Annotated in this window: 16 protein-coding genes; 13 read left to right on the forward strand and 3 right to left on the reverse strand. The window is 55.8% G+C overall.

Annotation, left to right across the window (positions count from 1 at the left end; genetic code table 11):
• The first annotated feature begins 6 nt into the window (after positions 1-6).
• Positions 7-1,479, forward strand: a complete 1,473-nt coding sequence (locus DV711_RS03240) for a YcjX family protein (protein WP_114694202.1) — start codon at positions 7-9, stop codon at positions 1,477-1,479.
• Positions 1,472-2,587: a TIGR01620 family protein gene (locus tag DV711_RS03245; RefSeq protein ID WP_114694203.1), complete on the forward strand. Its 1,116-nt coding sequence runs from the start codon at positions 1,472-1,474 to the stop codon at positions 2,585-2,587. The genes DV711_RS03240 and DV711_RS03245 overlap by 8 nt, the downstream gene beginning before the upstream one ends.
• Positions 2,588-2,680: 93 nt before the next feature.
• On the opposite strand, the gene DV711_RS03250 is transcribed toward DV711_RS03245, so the two are convergent.
• Together DV711_RS03250 and DV711_RS03255 are read right to left on the reverse strand one after the other, a co-directional pair.
• Complete coding sequence (locus tag DV711_RS03250) at positions 2,681-4,096, reverse strand: aldehyde dehydrogenase family protein (RefSeq protein WP_114694204.1); 1,416 nt, start codon at positions 4,094-4,096, stop codon at positions 2,681-2,683.
• Positions 4,097-4,108: 12 nt separating this feature from the next.
• Positions 4,109-5,527 carry an aminotransferase gene (locus DV711_RS03255; RefSeq protein ID WP_114694205.1) on the reverse strand — a complete coding sequence of 473 codons (1,419 nt, stop codon included), beginning with the start codon at positions 5,525-5,527 and terminating at the stop codon, positions 4,109-4,111.
• A gap of 272 nt (positions 5,528-5,799) precedes the next feature.
• Between DV711_RS03255 and speB the strand changes: the two genes are divergently transcribed.
• The 8 genes from speB to DV711_RS03295 all read left to right on the forward strand — a co-directional run bounded on the left by speB (position 5,800) and on the right by DV711_RS03295 (position 12,024).
• Entirely contained in the window at positions 5,800-6,750 is a 951-nt protein-coding gene (speB, locus tag DV711_RS03260; protein ID WP_114694206.1) for an agmatinase, read from the forward strand.
• Between the two features lie 58 nt (positions 6,751-6,808).
• A complete protein-coding gene (locus DV711_RS03265) occupies positions 6,809-8,224 on the forward strand; it encodes an APC family permease (protein ID WP_114694207.1) in 1,416 nt (471 codons plus the stop codon).
• A gap of 191 nt (positions 8,225-8,415) precedes the next feature.
• Positions 8,416-9,042, forward strand: a complete 627-nt coding sequence (locus tag DV711_RS03270; protein ID WP_114694208.1) for a hypothetical protein — start codon at positions 8,416-8,418, stop codon at positions 9,040-9,042.
• Between the two features lie 151 nt (positions 9,043-9,193).
• Positions 9,194-10,099, forward strand: a complete 906-nt coding sequence (locus DV711_RS03275) for an Nmad3 family putative nucleotide modification protein (protein ID WP_114694209.1) — start codon at positions 9,194-9,196, stop codon at positions 10,097-10,099.
• A 203-nt stretch (positions 10,100-10,302) separates the two neighbouring features.
• Positions 10,303-10,782: a YHS domain-containing (seleno)protein gene (locus tag DV711_RS03280; protein WP_114694210.1), complete on the forward strand. Its 480-nt coding sequence runs from the start codon at positions 10,303-10,305 to the stop codon at positions 10,780-10,782.
• Between the two features lie 39 nt (positions 10,783-10,821).
• On the forward strand, positions 10,822-11,151 hold the full coding sequence (locus DV711_RS03285; RefSeq protein WP_114694211.1) for a thioredoxin family protein: 330 nt from the start codon (positions 10,822-10,824) through the stop codon (positions 11,149-11,151).
• Entirely contained in the window at positions 11,144-11,422 is a 279-nt protein-coding gene (locus tag DV711_RS03290; RefSeq protein WP_114694212.1) for a BufA1 family periplasmic bufferin-type metallophore, read from the forward strand. The genes DV711_RS03285 and DV711_RS03290 overlap by 8 nt, the downstream gene beginning before the upstream one ends.
• A 119-nt stretch (positions 11,423-11,541) precedes the next feature.
• Positions 11,542-12,024, forward strand: coding sequence for a DoxX family protein (locus tag DV711_RS03295; RefSeq protein ID WP_114694213.1), 483 nt, complete (start codon positions 11,542-11,544; stop codon positions 12,022-12,024).
• A gap of 107 nt (positions 12,025-12,131) precedes the next feature.
• Here the strand turns inward: DV711_RS03295 and DV711_RS03300 are convergent, their stop codons facing one another.
• Complete coding sequence (locus DV711_RS03300; protein WP_114694214.1) at positions 12,132-12,965, reverse strand: helix-turn-helix transcriptional regulator; 834 nt, start codon at positions 12,963-12,965, stop codon at positions 12,132-12,134.
• A gap of 353 nt (positions 12,966-13,318) precedes the next feature.
• On the opposite strand from DV711_RS03300, the gene bufB reads away from it, so the two are divergent.
• The 3 genes from bufB to DV711_RS03315 all read left to right on the forward strand — a co-directional run bounded on the left by bufB (position 13,319) and on the right by DV711_RS03315 (position 17,130).
• Positions 13,319-14,197, forward strand: a complete 879-nt coding sequence (bufB, locus tag DV711_RS03305; protein WP_114694215.1) for an MNIO family bufferin maturase — start codon at positions 13,319-13,321, stop codon at positions 14,195-14,197.
• Entirely contained in the window at positions 14,187-14,942 is a 756-nt protein-coding gene (locus DV711_RS03310) for an HvfC/BufC N-terminal domain-containing protein (RefSeq protein ID WP_114694216.1), read from the forward strand. The genes bufB and DV711_RS03310 overlap by 11 nt, the downstream gene beginning before the upstream one ends.
• Positions 14,943-15,903: 961 nt before the next feature.
• Positions 15,904-17,130, forward strand: a complete 1,227-nt coding sequence (locus DV711_RS03315; RefSeq protein ID WP_133297392.1) for a tyrosine-type recombinase/integrase — start codon at positions 15,904-15,906, stop codon at positions 17,128-17,130.
• Positions 17,131-17,323 lie beyond the last annotated feature (193 nt).

The following is a 17,323-nucleotide window of genomic DNA, read 5'->3' on the forward strand; positions in this document are numbered from 1 at the left end:
CTGTCAATGAGTAAAAAAAACCAAGCGGCCAACAAAGAGGCGGACCGCACCGCGTCTAACTCCCTCGGGGAGCAGGCAGGGCAGTTCTTTGAACACACCCGGCAAAACCTTAAGCGCGCCTTCCAGAATCGCCACTGCATCGGTATTACCGGCTTGAGTCGCAGTGGTAAATCGACCTTGATCTGTAGCCTGATCAACCAGCTGCGACAGTTCCAAACAGCCAGCCTCGGCGGCTTCTCTCCGGTTGTCGGCAAGCGGCTGTTGTCGGTGCAGGTTCATCCGCTGGAAGACACGGGGCTGGCCGAATTTCCTTATGCCGATGCGATCGATGCACTCTCCTCTGATCCTCCACAATGGCCATCACCTACGACCGATATCAGCGGCTGTCTGCTGGAATTGAAGCTACAGCAGGATAGCTCCATCAAGCAGCTGCTGGGTGCCGAAGCGCGCTCCGTGTTTCTGGAGCTGCGGGATTACCCGGGGGAGTGGTTACTGGATCTGCCGATGATGCAGATCGACTATGTCGGCTGGTGTGCTCAGTCATCACGACTGTTTACAAACTCACCACGACTGGAGCTGATGGGCGATCTGCTGGATGAATTGCAGCAGATCGATCCGCTCAGCCCTTACGACGAAGCCAGCTGCCAGCGTTTAAGACAGGCCTATGTGGCCTTTTTGAAGCGCTGCAAAGGCGGAGAGCACAGCCTCAGCCTGGTGCAGCCGGGTCGTTTCCTGCTGCCGGGCCGATTTAGAAATGATCCGATATTGGACTTTGTGCCGCTGCTGGGTTGTTCCACGCTTTCGGAGGAGCTACTCAAATCAGCACCGCAAGACAGTTACTTCAAGGTCTTCGAACAACGCTACCGCGATTACGTCACCCAGATCGTGCAGCCCTTTTACCAGCAGCAATTCCGCCCGATTACCCGTCAGGTGGTGCTGATCGACCTGGTCAATGCGCTCAATGGTGGAAGCGCTTATATCGATGATATGCGCCAGGCTATCGCGCAGATCAGCGAGAGTTTTCACTATGGACGCAACAATCCGCTTCGCAAGCTGTTCTCGCCGCAGGTTGAGGAGCTGGCGTTTGTGGCCACCAAGATGGACCAGGTGGTGGCCGGCAATCACGAGGCGGTGCGACAGCTGTTGGGGCAGCTGGTCAGCGACGCCTACAGCCAGGCTGCACACCGAGGCGCAGTACCGAGGATCGAGGCGATTGCGGCGATACGGGCGTCGAGGGAGGTGGTCGAGCAGGGGCGGGCTGCTTTGAGCGGTTACGATCTGGCCGGTAACCCGGTGGGGTATGTGCACCCGACGATTCCTGATCGGTTGGGCGACGAGGCGGGTTTTACGCCATTTCGGGATTGGAAGATCCCGGCATTCCAGCCCCCGGTGCACGGAGATTTTCATCATCAAGCGATTCCACATATTCGGCTAGACAGCCTGCTGGAGTTAGTGACACGGGGTTGCCGCTATGAGTAATGACAACAAACAGGATGCCGGCTTTAGCTTTGTCCCGTCCCAGGATCAACAGCTAAAAGGGGCGCAATCGCCCCAGGCCGAGGCAGTAGAGCCCAGCACTTTTGTGCCGAGCCGAGAACAGGCTCTGGAAGCGCCGCCGGAATCGATCAGTGCCGACAGCGAGAGTCCGGATGGGTCCGGCTCAGTTGGCGGTCGCGATGCTCTGCAGCTCAAATCCAAGCCAATCAGAGGGCTCAGAGCCTTAGGTTACCTGCTGGGGGTCTATGTCGTCGGCTTGCTGGTGCAAACGAGCTATCAGCAATATCTGACGCTGGCTGAGGAGAGTCGCATCCTGGCGGGTGGTTTTCTTGGCCTGCTTGGCGCGCTGATCGTGGCGGCCGGCTGGGTGCTGTTCCAGTGGCTGTTTTCCGATGACCGCTACGCCCGGGTGCAGGCGCTGCAGACCAAAGCCCAGCACTACCGAACCGTCCGCTCGCATCAGAAGAGCGATGCTTTTCTGCGCCAGCTAAAAGCCTTCTATCAGGATAAACCGCAGATGACGGCGCTTGAGCGTGCGCTGTCGGCCTTGCCGGATTACGCCGACGATTCCGAACGGATCGAGCTGCTTGAGCGACAGTTCGTCAATCCGATGGACGCCGATGCCAAGGCGCTGGTGACGCGCTACTCGATGCAGACAGGCGTCGCGGTAGCGCTGAGCCCCTGGGCTTCGATTGATATGCTGCTAACCCTTTGGCGCAACCTGCACATGCTGGAAGAGATCAGTAAAATCTACGGTTTGCGCCCAACTCTTCGAAACAGGATCAATATATTAGGAGTGGTGATGAGCAATATGGCGCTGGCCGGCGTGTCCCAGACGCTGGCCGATTCATCCCAGGGAATCCTGGAAGATGCCGCCCAAAACAGCAGCGCCCTGTTGCTGGCCAAGACCGGTGCCAACCTTGGTCAGGGGATCGGGGTCGCGCTGGTAACCGGACGGATCGGGGTGCTGGGAATGCAGGCTTGCCGACCAATTCCTTTCACCGATGGCAAGGTGCCGGGCGTCGGCCAATTCGGTCGACAGGCGTTAAGCTCAATCCTCGATGCGCGAAAATCCAGCAAAACCGGCTGACCGTCGGCTAACTGACCAGCCGAAAAATAAAAAAGGGAGCCGCAGCTCCCTTGGTAACCAACCCGCAGGCGGGTATAGGGTTTGTCGAAACGGCTAGCCGATCAGCGCCTTGGTTTCGAAGAATTCGTGAACACCGAATTCACCCAGTTCGCGACCATTGCCCGACTGCTTATAGCCACCGAACGGTGCCTGATTGTTCCAATCGCCGTTATTGATATAAACCTGTCCTGCACGGATCTGGCGGGCCAGGGCACGAGCATGCCCTCTGTCCGAAGACCACACCCGGGCCGACAGCCCGTAAGGCGTGTCGTTGGCGATACGGATTGCATCGGCTTCGCCGTCATAGGGGATCATGCTCAGCACCGGGCCGAAGATCTCTTCGCGCGCAATCGTCATGTCGTTACTGACATCGGCGAAGATCGTAGGACGGGCATAATAGCCCTGCAACAGCCCCTCGGGCGGCTCCAGCCCACCGGTGACCAGGCGGGCTCCTTCTTCGAGGCCGATGCCGATATAGCGCTGAACCACCTCCAGCTGCGCTTTAGAAGCCAGCGGGCCGATAAAGGTATCCTCCGCGTTCGGATCGCCGAGCTTCAGGGACTCGGCATGCTGTTTGGCGATGGCGATGGCGTCTTCATAGCGGCTGGCAGGCACCAGCATCCGGGTCAGGGCGGTGCAGGTCTGACCGGAGTTGACCATCACATCTTCGACGCCGAACTGGACGGCCGCTTCCAGGTCAGCATCCTCTGCGATCAGTAGCGGCGACTTGCCACCCAGTTCCTGGCAGACCCGCTTGACTGTAGGAGCGGCCAGTTGGGCAATCCTCACTCCGGCCCGGGTCGAGCCGGTAAAGGAGACCATATCCACCTCTGGGTGGGTACAGAGCGGCTCACCAACACTCGGGCCGTCACCATTGACGAGATTGAAGACACCGGCCGGAAGCCCGGCGGCATGGACTGCTTCGGCCAGCAGAAACCCATGCAACGGGGTGTTCTCACTGGGCTTTAGCACCATGGTGCAACCGGCTGCCAGGGCCGGGGCCATCTTGCCGATCAGCTGATGCAACGGATAGTTCCAAGGGTTGATAAAGGCACAGACACCGACCGGCTCACGCACCGCGGTGCAATTGCCGATGCTGACCTCCTGCTCCAGCAGCGAGGCATGCTCGGCATGCTGCGCTAGGGCGTCAATCGGGTCATCCACCTGGACCTCTTGACTGAACCAGAGTGGTGCCCCCATCTCGGCAGTAATCAGCTCGGCCATCTGTTCGCGCCGGCGGGTCAGTTCGGCCACCAGCTTGCGAATATAGCCAGCGCGCTCATGGGCCGAGCTGGACGACCAGCTACCGAAGGCTCGACGCGCGGCCTGGATGGCACGATCCACATCAGCTGCGGAGGCCAGCGGGGCGCGACCGGCGATCGACTCGTCGGCAGGGTTAATCACATCCAGCATGCCGCCTTCGGCCGGGACGAACTGCCCGTCGATATAGAGTTTGTCGAAGATCTTCATCAGCGTGCTCCGTTATCCGTCCAGCAGCCCTTCGGCGCGCAGATCCGCCATGGTCGCTTCGATGCTCTCTCGCAGGGTGGATACGATGAAGTCCACATCTTTGCGGGTCATGGTCAGCGCCGGTGACATCACATTAAGGTGCACGATGGCACGGGTGATTAGGCCGCGCGCGTCGGCATGGTTGGACACCCGCTTGCCGATATCCAGCGCTTCCGGAAACAGCGCTTTGGTCTCTTTATCGGCGACGTACTCGACGCACTGCATGAAATTGATGCCCCGCACCTGACCGACGATGGGCAGGTCTTCGAGGGTTTTGAGCTGCTGCTCGAAGTAGGGACCAATCTCCTTCACATTCCCCAGTAGCTGTTCGCGCTCCATGATTTCGATGTTTTTCAGCGCTGCGGCACAAGCCACCGGGTGGCCGGAGTAGGTGAAGCCGTGGGCAAAACAACGATCGGAGCCTTCGGCATCGAGCACGGCAAAGATCTCATCGGAGAACAGCGTGGCACCCAGGGGCTGGTACCCGGAGGTCAAGCCTTTAGCGCTGATAATGATATCGGGCTGGATATCGAAGCGTTCTTTGGATGCGAACCAGTGGCCCAGGCGACCGAACGCGGTGACCACCTCGTCGGAAACATAGAGGATATCGTTGTCCTTACAGATCTGGTGCATCCGCTTCAGGTAGCCTTCGGGCGCCACGATGACTCCGCCAGCACCCATCACCGGCTCGGCAAAGAAGGCGGCGACTTTATCCGCTCCGCCCAGCTCTGCGATCTTGTCTTCAAACTCCTGTACCAGGTGATCGACGAACTGCTGCTCATCCATGCCTGCCGGCGCACGATAGAAGTTGGGGTAGCTCAGGTGGTGGATCGTATCCTTGATAAAGTCGAATTCGGGTGGATGATCACCCGGCTTACCGCCGATCGACATCGCCGCGTAGGTGCTGCCGTGGTAGGCATTGATCCGCGAGATGATGTGCTTCTTGTCGTGCTTGCCACGGCAGTTCTGATAGTAGTGGATCAACCGGAATGCGGTATCCACGGAAGTAGAGCCGCCGCAGCTGAAGAACACATGATTGATCGAACCCGGCGCCAGCTCCGCTAATTTAGCCGCCAGCTCAGCCGCAGGCGCATTGGTCATGTCGACAAAAGGGTTGGCGTAGGATAGCTGCAGCGCCTGCTGCGCAATCGCCTCGGCCATCTCGACCCGACCCAGACCGATGTTGTTGCACCAGAGCCCACCCACTGCATCAAAGTAACGCTTACCGTCGGCATCGACGATGTGATTGCCCGAGCCTTCAACGATCGGCAGAGCACCTTCCTCGCGGAATACATCGAAAACCTGCCAGGGGTGCAGGAAATGCGCTTTGTCCTGCTGGCGGATTTTGTCGTAGTCGTACTGTTTAACCGTGGGCTTGTTGATTGCATTCATGTTTCGGTTCCTTAACCACTGAGGGTCGGGTTCTCTTATTGGATCGTAGGCGGCTTCTGCTCAGGCTTAGCCGAACGGAAGCCGCGACGAAGAACGGTACTCCACAGGTTAGGCGCGCCGGCCTGTATCGGATATACCCTGTTTAGGGAACCTCCCCCCTGCACAGGGTATAGGCCGCTGGCCCCGCTCCACGGCAGACTCCAATAAAGCCCTCAGCCGGTTTCCGGCCTGCGGCTATCTCCAATGACAACAACAGTAAAAAGGATGACCAGATGAGCGGTTCCACCGATCCTTACGCCAAGGCGAACGAAGAGTACGTTCCCATCTATGCCACCCACACCGATACCTTTATGGGTTTTGAGGCCAGTCGAGATATCGAGGGTAGCGATGCCCAGGTTGTTGTATCCGGCGTTCCGTTTGATCTGGCCTGCAGTGGTCGTTCAGGATCCAGACTGGGGCCAAAAGGGATTCGTGCTGCTTCGTCCAATCTGGTTTGGGAAGCAGTACGCTGGCCTTGGGATTTTGCTCTGGAAGATCATCTGAAAGTGATCGACTGTGGTGATATCCATTTCCAGTACGGTGAGCCCGAGAGCTTTGTCACCAATGCGGAAGCCCATGCCTGCCGGGTGCTGGAAGCGGGTAAACAGATGCTCAGCTTTGGTGGCGATCACTTTATCAGCCTGCCGTTGCTGCGTGCCCATGCCAAGAAGTACGGCCCGCTGGCACTGATCCACTTCGATGCCCACACCGATACCTATTCCGGCGGTTCCAAATACGACCATGGCACGGTGTTCTACCACGCCATGAAAGAGGGCCTGATCGACATCGAACATTCGATCCAGATCGGCATTCGCACCTCCTTTGACACCGAAACCCACCCGCTTGAAGTGCTCGATGCCGCCTGGGTCAACGAACAGGGCGCCGCGGCCGTACTGGAGCGAATCCTTGATCGAGTGGGAGATCGCAAGGCTTACCTGAGCTTTGATATCGACGGCCTCGACCCCAGTTGCGCGCCGGGTACCGGTACACCGGTAACCGCGGGTATTACCACCGATTGCGCACTGAAAGTAATCCGCGGACTCAAGGGCATGGATCTGGTCGGAATGGATCTGGTTGAGGTAGCTCCATCCTACGACCACGCCGAGATCACCTCGCTGGCGGCCGCCACGCTGGCATTGGAATTTCTCTATCTGCTGGCCGATCGCAACCGAAAAGGAGTCTGACCGCGCGGCTTGAATCCCTATAACACCTGAAGTACAACAATAATTAAGGTAACTCCCTATGAGCTCCCCAAGTAGTCATAAGAAAACCCTGACGGCGTTTGACGTGACCCTGTACACCGTCTCCGCCGTACTCCTGGTCGACCAGATCGCGATGGCTGCCGCCGTCGGTCCCGCTGCCATCTTCTGGTGGCTGGTCATTATCGTGCTGTTTTTGATCCCCAACACCCTGGTAACGGCCGAGCTGGGTACCGCCTACCCGGAACAGGGCGGTATCTACGCCTGGGTTCGCGATGCCTTCAACACCCGCTGGGCAGCCCGGATCACTTGGCAGTATTGGATCAATATTGCCCTGTGGATGCCGGCGGTCTACATCATGTTCGCCGGCATCTTCGCGGCACTATTTGCTCCCGAGATGAGCCTCTGGGCCCAGATCGGCCTTGGTATCGCCCTTTGCTGGCTGACAACCTGGGCCAACTGCATCAATCTTGAATACAGCAAATGGATACCTAACGTCGGTACGCTGACCAAGTTTGCCGTGATTCTGACCTTGGGTGGTGCCGGTATTCTTTACGGGCTGGAAAACGGCTTTGCCAACGACCTGGGCTTTGGGGCGGCGATGGACGACCTATCTGCCGGTCTGCTGTACCTCCCGGTGGTCGTTTACGGTTGCCTGGGCATCGAACTGATCAGCGCCGAGAGCGACGAGATCATCAATCCGAAGCGCAATATCCCCCGGGCCATGCTGGGTGCGGGCCTGGTGGCTGCAGCGTTCTACATCTTCGGCACCGTCGGTGTGCTGGCGGCCGTTCCTGCCGAGAATGTCGACATGGTCGATATCCTGGCCGTCACTCTCAAAGAGCTGTTTGGGGGTAGTGCAATGGGCGATACCTTTGCGCTGCTGATCGGTGCGATGGCGCTCTACACCCTGTTCTCCACCATGGTGACCTGGACCCTGGGCGGTAACCGCGCAGCTGTTGAGGCCGCCGATGCTAAAGAGATGCCAGCATTGTTCGGTTGGGTCCACCCTGAGCACAAGGCGCCGATTGGATCGGCCGTGCTGACCGGTGTTATCAGCTCCTCAATCCTGGTCCTCTACGGTCTGATGGCCAACAGTGCCGAAGAGCTGTTCTGGACCCTGTTCTCGTTCAGCGCGATCATCTTCCTGCTGCCTTACTTGGCCATGCACATGGCATTCCTGAAGCTGCGTCTGACCGATGCTGACCATCCGCGTCCGTTCCGGGTGCCCGGTGGTACCCTAGGCGCCTTTGCAATCTCGCTGCTGTGCCTGACGATTCTGGCGATGGCGATTCTGCTGTTTGTCTGGGTGCCGGGTGAACCGTTGGATCTGATGTTTATTGCCCAGGTCGGGGGTGGTGTATTGATCACCCTGGCGATTGGTGAATACCTGGTGCGCTGGGGCGAAGCGCAGAAGAAGCAGCAAGGTGTCGGTACGCTGGAAGCAGGCTCTGCCTGACCGGTAACAAAAAGCCAACCTGATGACAAAGCCCGGTGTGTCTAACACGCCGGGCTTTTTTGTCTCTACCATCACTGGTTTAGTCGGTGTGGTGACGTACCTGTTAGTGCTTTGGTAATTGAAACCGGCGTTTCAGTTACCGTTAAGAAACACTGTCTTAGGCTGATCTTGTCATCTAGAGAGGTCAGTTTATGTCGCCGTTGATTCCGCCGATTTTACAAAGGCTGCCGGCCTTTATTGTGGCGATATTGATCCTGGTTTTTTTGTTGCTTAGCAGCGGTTGTATCGCCTCGAATCCGTTGCGAATCCCCGATGAAGAGTGGTCTCAGCTTAGCCGTGAACAGCAGCTGCAGGCCTACCAAGACCAGGCTGAGCTCGACAAGGTTCGGATCCAGGCTCGTGCTGAGGAAAAGCAAGCGGCGCGGGAAGCCGAGGCCAGAATCAAAGAACAGCAGCTGATGCTAAGGCGTCATGCCCGTTATGGCGATCTGGTGCAATGTGTGCTGGAACCAGTACAGGTCAACTATTCCAGCAAATGGAAAACAGCGGCGCCTGTGGCTTTTGATCTGGTGCGAGGCGAGACTCGAGAGCTTTCGCTACGGGACGAGAAGGGGCGATATCGTCGGACTGGCTGGGTTTCTTTCGATGAGGCGGGGCAGGAGGTTGCGCTTTGTCGTCAGTCATCGGGCTATTCCAGCAACGGCTGTGATCGGCTTCTGGGCACCACCAAGGAGTTTCACCGCGGGATTCAAGGGAGTATCGACATCGAACGCTTTGTTCGAGCAAACCTACGCTGTGATCTAAAGCCGACCCATTGAATCCTGTGCTTAGGTCCCTGCACCTTAAGCACGGCTCCTTGAATCCAAGGCCAGAGTTTCGCACCATTAGCCCCGCCGAAAAGCCGGCTGCACGAAACCTCGTTCGGCTTGGTTACTCGTGCTGTTTGTTTCAAAGGAAGCGGTAACGACCATGAAGATCATTATCAGCCGAAAAGGTTTTGACCTCAGCTCCGGCGGCTGCCCGAGCCCGATTCTACCGGACGGCCGGATGATTTCGCTGCCGATTCCCGACAGCTGTTCTGGCATCCGCTATCGGGATCTCAATCAGTACGGTATCAACTTCGGCGATCTGGTTGATCAACTAGGCGGTAGCAAGGCCTCTTCGGGCAGCCAGGCGCACCTGGATCCAGATCTCTCGGATGAAGTGCTCGATCGTCAACCGGGTTGGCGACCCGTGTTCGGGCAGATGAAGCAAGCCCAGGGGCATCTACGCAAGCAAGGGGTAACAGAGGGCGACCTGTTTCTCTTCTTCGGACTCTATCAGGCTATTAAAAAAACGGCGGATGGTTGGGCTTTTGACCGCAGCCAGCCCAAGCAGCACGTGCTTTGGGGCTGGATGCAGGTGGGGCAGGTGGTGCCGGTCACCGAGGATACCGCGACTCAGCTTCCATGGGCCGCCTACCATCCCCATATCGTGTCGCCGGATGTCACCAACAACACGCTTTATCTGGCTGCAAACCACTTGTCACTGAGCGGCGCAGACGTTGAGTTTGCCGGTGCTGGCGTCTTTCCGAAATATGACTCTGGGCTGGTACTCACAGAGACAGGATCAGGGGCGGCCAAGCCGCGGGTCAGTCGTTGGCGACTACCTGGCTGGTTCTGCCCCTATGACAGCGATTTCGGCGATGATTCGATGGCGGTCAGACCGCCGATCACCTACCTGGGTGCCGCCAAACGTTGGCAGCCGGACGGCGAGACAGTATTGCTGGATACCTCGGGTCGCTGGCAGGAGGCGGTGCTGGACACCGCCCACTACCCCGAAGCCGAGCGCTGGGCCCTGGAGCTAATTGCTAGCAACGCCGGAGCAAATACTTAGCGCTTCTTCGTGCTATCCGCATGCGCCGGCACGGGCGCCAGCCACCTTCAACAACACATTTCTATCTGTTTTGGATGATCTGCTCCAACTTCTGGACGATCTGATCCCAATCATCCCGGTTGAATCCCTAAATTGATCACCAGGCGGCACGACATGTTCGCAGCCCGCCCTGGAAACCATCAATAACGAATAGAGATTTGACCATGAAACTGAAACAGACCTTTAAAGCACTGACTGCCGTAGCGGCACTGACCGGCGCCAGCCTGACGTTCGCGGCTGATATCGACATGAACGCGGATGCGAATGATCTGGCCATCCAGGGCTACGACACCGTGGCTTACTTCACCGAGGGTAAACCGACCCAGGGTGATGCCAAATTCACTGCCACCTACAAAAACGCGATCTACCAGTTCAGCAGTGCGGCTAATCGCGACCTGTTCCGTGAAAACCCGGAGAAGTATGCACCTCAGTACGGTGGTTACTGCGCCATGGGTGTTGCCCTTGAGAAAAAACTGGATACCGACCCGACCGCTTGGCACATCGCCGATAACAAGTTGTATCTCAATCTGAATCACGCGGTGCAGAAGAAGTGGCTGACCGATGTACCGGGTTACATCGATACCGCTGAAGCGAACTGGCCGGAGATTCGTACCACCGCGGCGGCGGAACTCAACGCCGAATAACTCCTGAAACAAAACGGTAAGCGATAGCGAGGTGGCGTGATGAAACGACTCACACCTGATGATGACTTTGAGTCAATTGCCAAAGAAAAAGATTGGGCGTTGGTCTACTTCAGCGCCACCTGGTGCGGCCCGTGCCAAACCATGGGGCCAATAGTCGAGCGCTTGGCCGCCGATTTTGAACAGTCGTTGACCACCGTCAAAGCGGATGTCGATGAGGTACCGGAGCTAGCAGGCCGATACGGGCTGCGCGGAGTTCCTACCTTGTTGCTGCTGAAGCAGGGACGGGTGGTCGATGGCCAGGTTGGCGCCATGCCAGCAACGATGCTGGCCAACTGGATTAATGAAAAGAGGAATCAAGAACATGAATAAGCAACTGGTAGCGAGTGCAGCCCTGGCTGCCGTGATGGCCGCAGGCGTAGTGGCGCCCGCTCAGGCCGCTGGGAAAGAAAAGTGTTACGGCATCGCCGAAGCCGGTCAAAACGACTGTGGCAATCTCGCGGGAACCCATTCCTGCGCAGGGCAATCGACCGTCGACAACGATCCGGGCGAGTGGAAGCTGGTAGCCAAGGGCACCTGTCATGATCTCGGTGGCTTATTGAAAGCTGAAGCCAAAGATAAATACAAACAAAACAAGGGCTAAACAGCCAAAGTTCATCTGGCTTGATATGCCGATTCTTGAAGGGGCCGCCTCATTGATCAACCGTTGAGGGCGGGCCCCGGATTGGTGTAACTGGCAATCAATAAAAGAGGTATCTGACGATGAGAAGCATGATCGGCCAGCTTGCCAGTTTCTACTGGCAATCCACCCAGCAACTGAATTATTTGCAACCGATAGCGTTGTTGGCGGCTCGGCTGTACGTCGCCAAGGTGTTCTTTGCTGCCGGACTGACCAAGCTGCAGGATTGGGACACTACGTTGTTTTTGTTCGAAGAGGAGTACAGTGTTCCGCTACTGCCTTTCGAGTGGGCTGCCGTATTGGGGACCGCCGGTGAAATTCTACTCCCGTTTCTGATCGTAGTAGGCCTGGGAGCGCGCTTTGGAGCCTTGGGTCTGAGTATCGTCAATGTTGTTGCGGTGCTCAGCTTGGAAGAGATTGCCCCGGCGGCAATGGGTCTGCATGTGATTTGGGGCTTGCTGCTGGCACAAGTTGTTGTCTGGGGAGCGGGTGCTTTGTCTGCCGATGCTTGGTTGAAAAGCAACCTCAAGGTCAACGAGAAAGCAGGGCAGAGTGCCTATTCATAGCAATGTTGGCATTACTGGGAGGCATTGGAAATAGGAGACGAGCCAGCATCAGCTGGCTCTTTTTGTTGCGATCCAAGTTACACTCAGCCTCACACTGCTTTGACGTGCTAGCTAATCCCTCTGACCTTATCGAGCCACTCTTTCGGCGACAGGCCGGTTTTCTTTCTGAAGACACGGGCTAGGGCAGAGCCATTCTCGTAGCCAACTTCGTGGGCTACCAGACCGACAGGCTTGTTCTTCTTCAGCAAACCCTGCGCCAGGGCCACTCGCCACTCAGTGATGTAATCGCCAGGGGGCTGTCCGATGACTTCGCGAAACAGCTCGGCGAATTTGGAGCGGGACATGGAGGCTTCAGCGGCCATGGCATCCAGCGTCCAGTGGGATTGGGGATCTTGATGCATCGCTGTCAGCGCTTTTGAGAGCTGTGGATGAGCTAGGCCAGCCATGAGCCCATGGGTTACCGTCCCTTCGTCCAGGACGTGCCGAAGCAGCTGAATCAGAAAGATATCGGATAAGCGATCGATCATCGGGTCGCGGCCGCATCGGTTTTCAAACGCCTCATCAAACAGCCATTGCGCCGCCTGGCCCATCAGACCCGTGTCATCCAGATCGAAGTAGAGAAACTTGGGAAGTGCATCGACAAGCGGGTTGCTCAAGCCGTCGCCGTAATGGATGTTGGCGCACACCAGTTCGGCCTTATCCGACTCGTTGGCGATGATCCGATGCTGGAACATTTTCGGAATAAAAATCACCGATGGGCGTTCTAGTACCATTTTGTGGCCTTCGTCATTGATAAAGGCCAGCGTACCGGACTTGAGCAGGTGCAGGCTGCCGCCATCGTCCTGGTTGCCACCGAATGCCTGTATACCGCATAGTTTGCCGCTGAAGAACACCTGGGCATTAATCGAAAAGCGGTTGAGTATGTCCGAGAGTCTATCCATGAAAATCACGCCTATTTGGACGATCTGATTCAAGGTCTGGATGATCGGATCCCCGCCAGACCTCTGTGCATTTTACATTGAGAACAACATAGCAGCTGGGACAGCCACTCGGTTTGAGGTTCAACTATTAATCCGGCGGGTTAATAGATTGATGCAGGGATGCATCAACATTGGCCGTAGTCCAATGCGAGCCCAATCAAAACAAGACGTTTCGCACAACGGCGCCGGTGTTTGATGGGCGACGGTCAAATACGGGGAAGCCTACTTGGCCACCAGATTAAGAGTAACGGCAACATTTCATTCACTTAGTTCCAATGATTGAAGCCAAACGTGAGTCGCCGTAAGGAGAGAAAATGCAGCAGCAATTGTTTGACAGGCAGGGCGTCGCCATTGGTGTGGGCCTTAGGCACCCGCACTATCAGGACATCTTAGCCGCCCCAGCACCCATCGATTTTGTTGAGGTTCATTCGGAGAACTTTTTTGGCCAGGGCAGTGCGGCACGATCACTGTTGCTTGAGGTGTCGCAGCAGTACCCGGTTAGCCTTCATTCGACGGCCATGGGCCTGGGGTCTGAACACGAGATTCCCGAACCCTATCTGGATTCGCTAGGGCAGCTGGTTGAGCAGATCTCTCCTGTACTGCTGTCTGATCACGCCGCCTTTGCCTGGAGCCAATGGCGTGATAGTCCGATTCATGCTGGCGATCTGTTGCCACTGGCTTACAACGACAACAACCTAGAGATCATTTCCCGAAATATCGATCGTTGCCAGCAACGACTGGGGCGGCGCTTATTGGTGGAAAATGTCTCGGCCTATATCACGCCGAAGAACTCCAGCATGAGCGAAACCGAGTTTCTTGCAGCGATCACCCACAAAACCGATTGCGGGTTGTTGGTGGATCTAAACAACATCGTTGTAAATGCCCGTAATCTGGCTGTTGAAGATGTCGATAGCTATGCAAAGTCCTGGTTGGATGAGATCCCTGCGGACAAGGTCGGTGAAATTCACTTGGCCGGTTATAGCGCAGCCCCCAGCGGAGAAATTGTCATCGACGACCATGCCCAGCCGGTGTCTGAAGAGGTCTGGTTGCTGTACGCCTACGCACTGAAACAGTTTGGCTCTGTCCCAACCTTAATCGAATGGGATAACCAGCTGCCCGACTGGCAAGTACTGATCGCAGAGGCACAAAAAGCCCGCGCATTGGCGAACGAGGTATTACTTCATGATGACTGATCAACAGCGTTTGATTGCAGCGATTTTTGGTGATGAAGGCTCCGACCAGTTCGACCCCAAAGGGCTGGCGGTGTATCAGCGCAATTTGAGGGCGACGGCCAGGCGCGCATTGAAGATCAGCTTTCCGACAGTGGTGCAGTTAATCGGCGATGAGCTTTTCCAGCAGGCCTCCGATCGATTACTAGTAGTTTCACCACCGATCGAAGGGGATTGGGGGCTGTGGGGCAGAGGGTTTGCCGATCTGCTGGATCAGCTGCCGGAATTGGAGTCCTATCCCTATGTGGGCGATTGCGCTCGGTTGGATTTTACCGTTCATATGGCCAGCCGCGAACCGCGTTCTAATGTCGATTTTGATTCCTTGCAACTGCTCGGTAGTAAGCCGATCGAGCAGCTGAGGTTGCAACTCAGTGAGTCGGTAAAGTTGCTGGAATCGGATTATCCCATCGTAGACATCTGGGTGGCTCATCAGGAAGAGACCCCTGATCCGCAGGAATGGTTTGATGCAGCCAAGGAGAAAATGCAGCGCGGGCAGGGACAGTGTGGATTGATCTACCGGGCACAGCATCGTCCTGAAGTGCGACAGCTCGGCGCGACAGAGCAACGCTGGTTCGGCGCGTTACGTGAAGGCCGCACGCTGTCGGAAGCATTGGAATTGACGCTGCAATCTGACTTTGATTTTGAAGAGTGGCTACCGATAGCTGTGAGCCAACAGCTGATAGCGGGCATCCATAGCTCACAACAGTAGTGAGCCAAAACCATCTACACCCGAGCAAATTACGGATCAACAGGTGAAAACGGAGCCTCTCCACAAAGGGAAGGAGCAGGCTTCAATCGGGTGATCCAACACAAAAAAGCGAGTCCTTAGCGCAAGCGGCACATCTCTAATAATTTACCATTTAACATAATCTATATTATGCGAAGCTTTATATAGGTAGACTTCGCCTCAGATCGGGGCGCCTCGCTTGTCGGTGCGGCCTGCAGTGCTGTTGAAATTGCCGTGGCTTACAAAGGCGTTACTTAGAGCACGCAATTGCCACACTCGCCTTACAGTACTCGCACCGAGTTGTCGCGCCTTTGCTCTTGTCGGCGCAACCAAGACAGGCACCCCTAGTCAGCAACCCGACGTTTATAAAATGTCTCGGGATTCACTAGTGTTTTCTTGATGCAGCAAAACGCATGGATACATGGAGGGATTCAGATGACTGATATACATCGATCGCCTTCTTGGCGTCGTGCGTAAATTTGCAGTGGCGCCGTACGTGAAATCTGAGAACTTTTTCAGGGCAAACCCTCCGAGATTTCGGTGTAGCCATCCCTGTTTCTGTTAGGCGTGTTAGCGCTCTAGTGTTTCTTAGCCATTGCTGGTCCCTGTATTGTGGCAACAAAGCTTAAATATAGAGCGCTGTTTTAGTGAGCAATGTCTGCCGGATGGCGTATCTTACAATTTCACAACCTCGATATACTCGGACACATAGAGAGCGTCCACATAATATCTAGCAGCAGCTCAATCCTTGCTGAAGGTATAGGGCAAGAAAGTATTTCACCTGGCTATGCCTTATTTATCAGTAAGAAGACTGCATTATATCTAGTGCTTTCTAGACTTTATTGGGCCTATTGAATTACCAGTAGTAGACACTACTGGTAACCAAGAGGCTCGGATCTTATACTCGGCCAATATCATCTACTGCTGGCTAAGGCTCTCTACTGTGACGCATAAATCCTTCCCTGGTATGCCGCTTTTCGATTCGGCTAAGTTCTTCAACCAGATTCCCCGAAACGCAGTATTTGCCGATCAATGCCCCGCTGTTGAAACCTTTGTTCTGGGTCTGGATATTCAAGGCGCGCTTGATGACTATCGCTACACCAAGGACTTCCTCACCAGCTATAGCAAGAAAAGCCAGGATACCTACGACAAGTTCCGAGGCGATGCCGAACGCCTGCTACTGTGGTCTTGGCTGATTAAAAGAAAGTCCATCGTCGAGCTACGCAGACGTGACCTTGAGGAGTATACCGACTTTGTCGCCAAGCCCGACCCTAGTTGGCAGGCCGATAACACAGAAAGACGCTTCCTTGCGGTTAACGGTTTGCGCGAACCCAATCAACGCTGGCGCCCTTTCCGTGTCACCGGAGCCGGCAAAGGCCGCTTGAACACTAAATCCTGGCAGGGCTTGTTTTCCAACCTCAGTGTCTTCTTTAACTACCTGATGGCTGAAGATTATGCACCGGGCAACCATATCCCTATCGTAAAGAAAAACTGCCCCTATCTGCGGCAGGAAACCGGGATCAACACGGCAAAGCGCCTGTCTGAGCTGCAGTGGGAATATCTGCTAAACACCGCTATCGCCATGGCTGATGCAGATCCTCAGCACGAGAGAACCCTGTTCGTAATAGCTACCTTAAAGTCTCTAAAGCTGCGCATATCGGAACTAGCCGAGCGCCCAAACTGGCTACCAGTCATGTCCCATTATCACCGCGACCATGAAGGCAACTGGTGGTACCGCACCTACGGTAAAGGTTCTAAAGAAAGAGATGTATCCATCTCCAACGAATACCTGCAGTTTCTAAAACGCTACCGGGAGAACAGGGGTTTACCCCCCCTTCCCTCTAAAGACTCATCAGAACCGGTAATCGAATCCAGGCTCCGCAACCGGGGTATTGGTAGCCGCCAGCTACGCAATATCGTCGAATACGCCTTCACCGAAAGCTGTGAGTCGCTATTAAATGATGGCTTTGAGGTCGAGGCCTCAGAACTCAGAGCAGCTACAACACACTGGTTGAGACATACCGGCGCGTCGATGGAAGTTGCAGCTGGCCGTGAGCTTGCTCACGTACAGGCCGACTTGGGCCACGGGAGCATCAGAACTACCGATGAGCTTTATGTGGATTCGGATAACATGGAGCGGGCATCGAGCGCTAAGAGCCAAGAGGTATAGTTTCTCTCTAGGCCGCATCACTGCTAAATCTGGCAAGAAAGACCTTATATGACATTGAAACAATAGTTTACGGGCTCTTTTGCGGGCGCAGCCTTAAATGCCTGGCCGGTTCAACAGAGAACTGCGGTAAACCTTCATCCCTCCCCCAACAACTAAACTGTAGGTAAGCCGTTTAACTAGAACGGGCTCTGCT

Origin of the sequence: Motiliproteus coralliicola (genome assembly GCF_003345655.1) — a bacterium.
GTDB lineage: Bacteria > Pseudomonadota > Gammaproteobacteria > Pseudomonadales > Balneatricaceae > Motiliproteus > Motiliproteus coralliicola.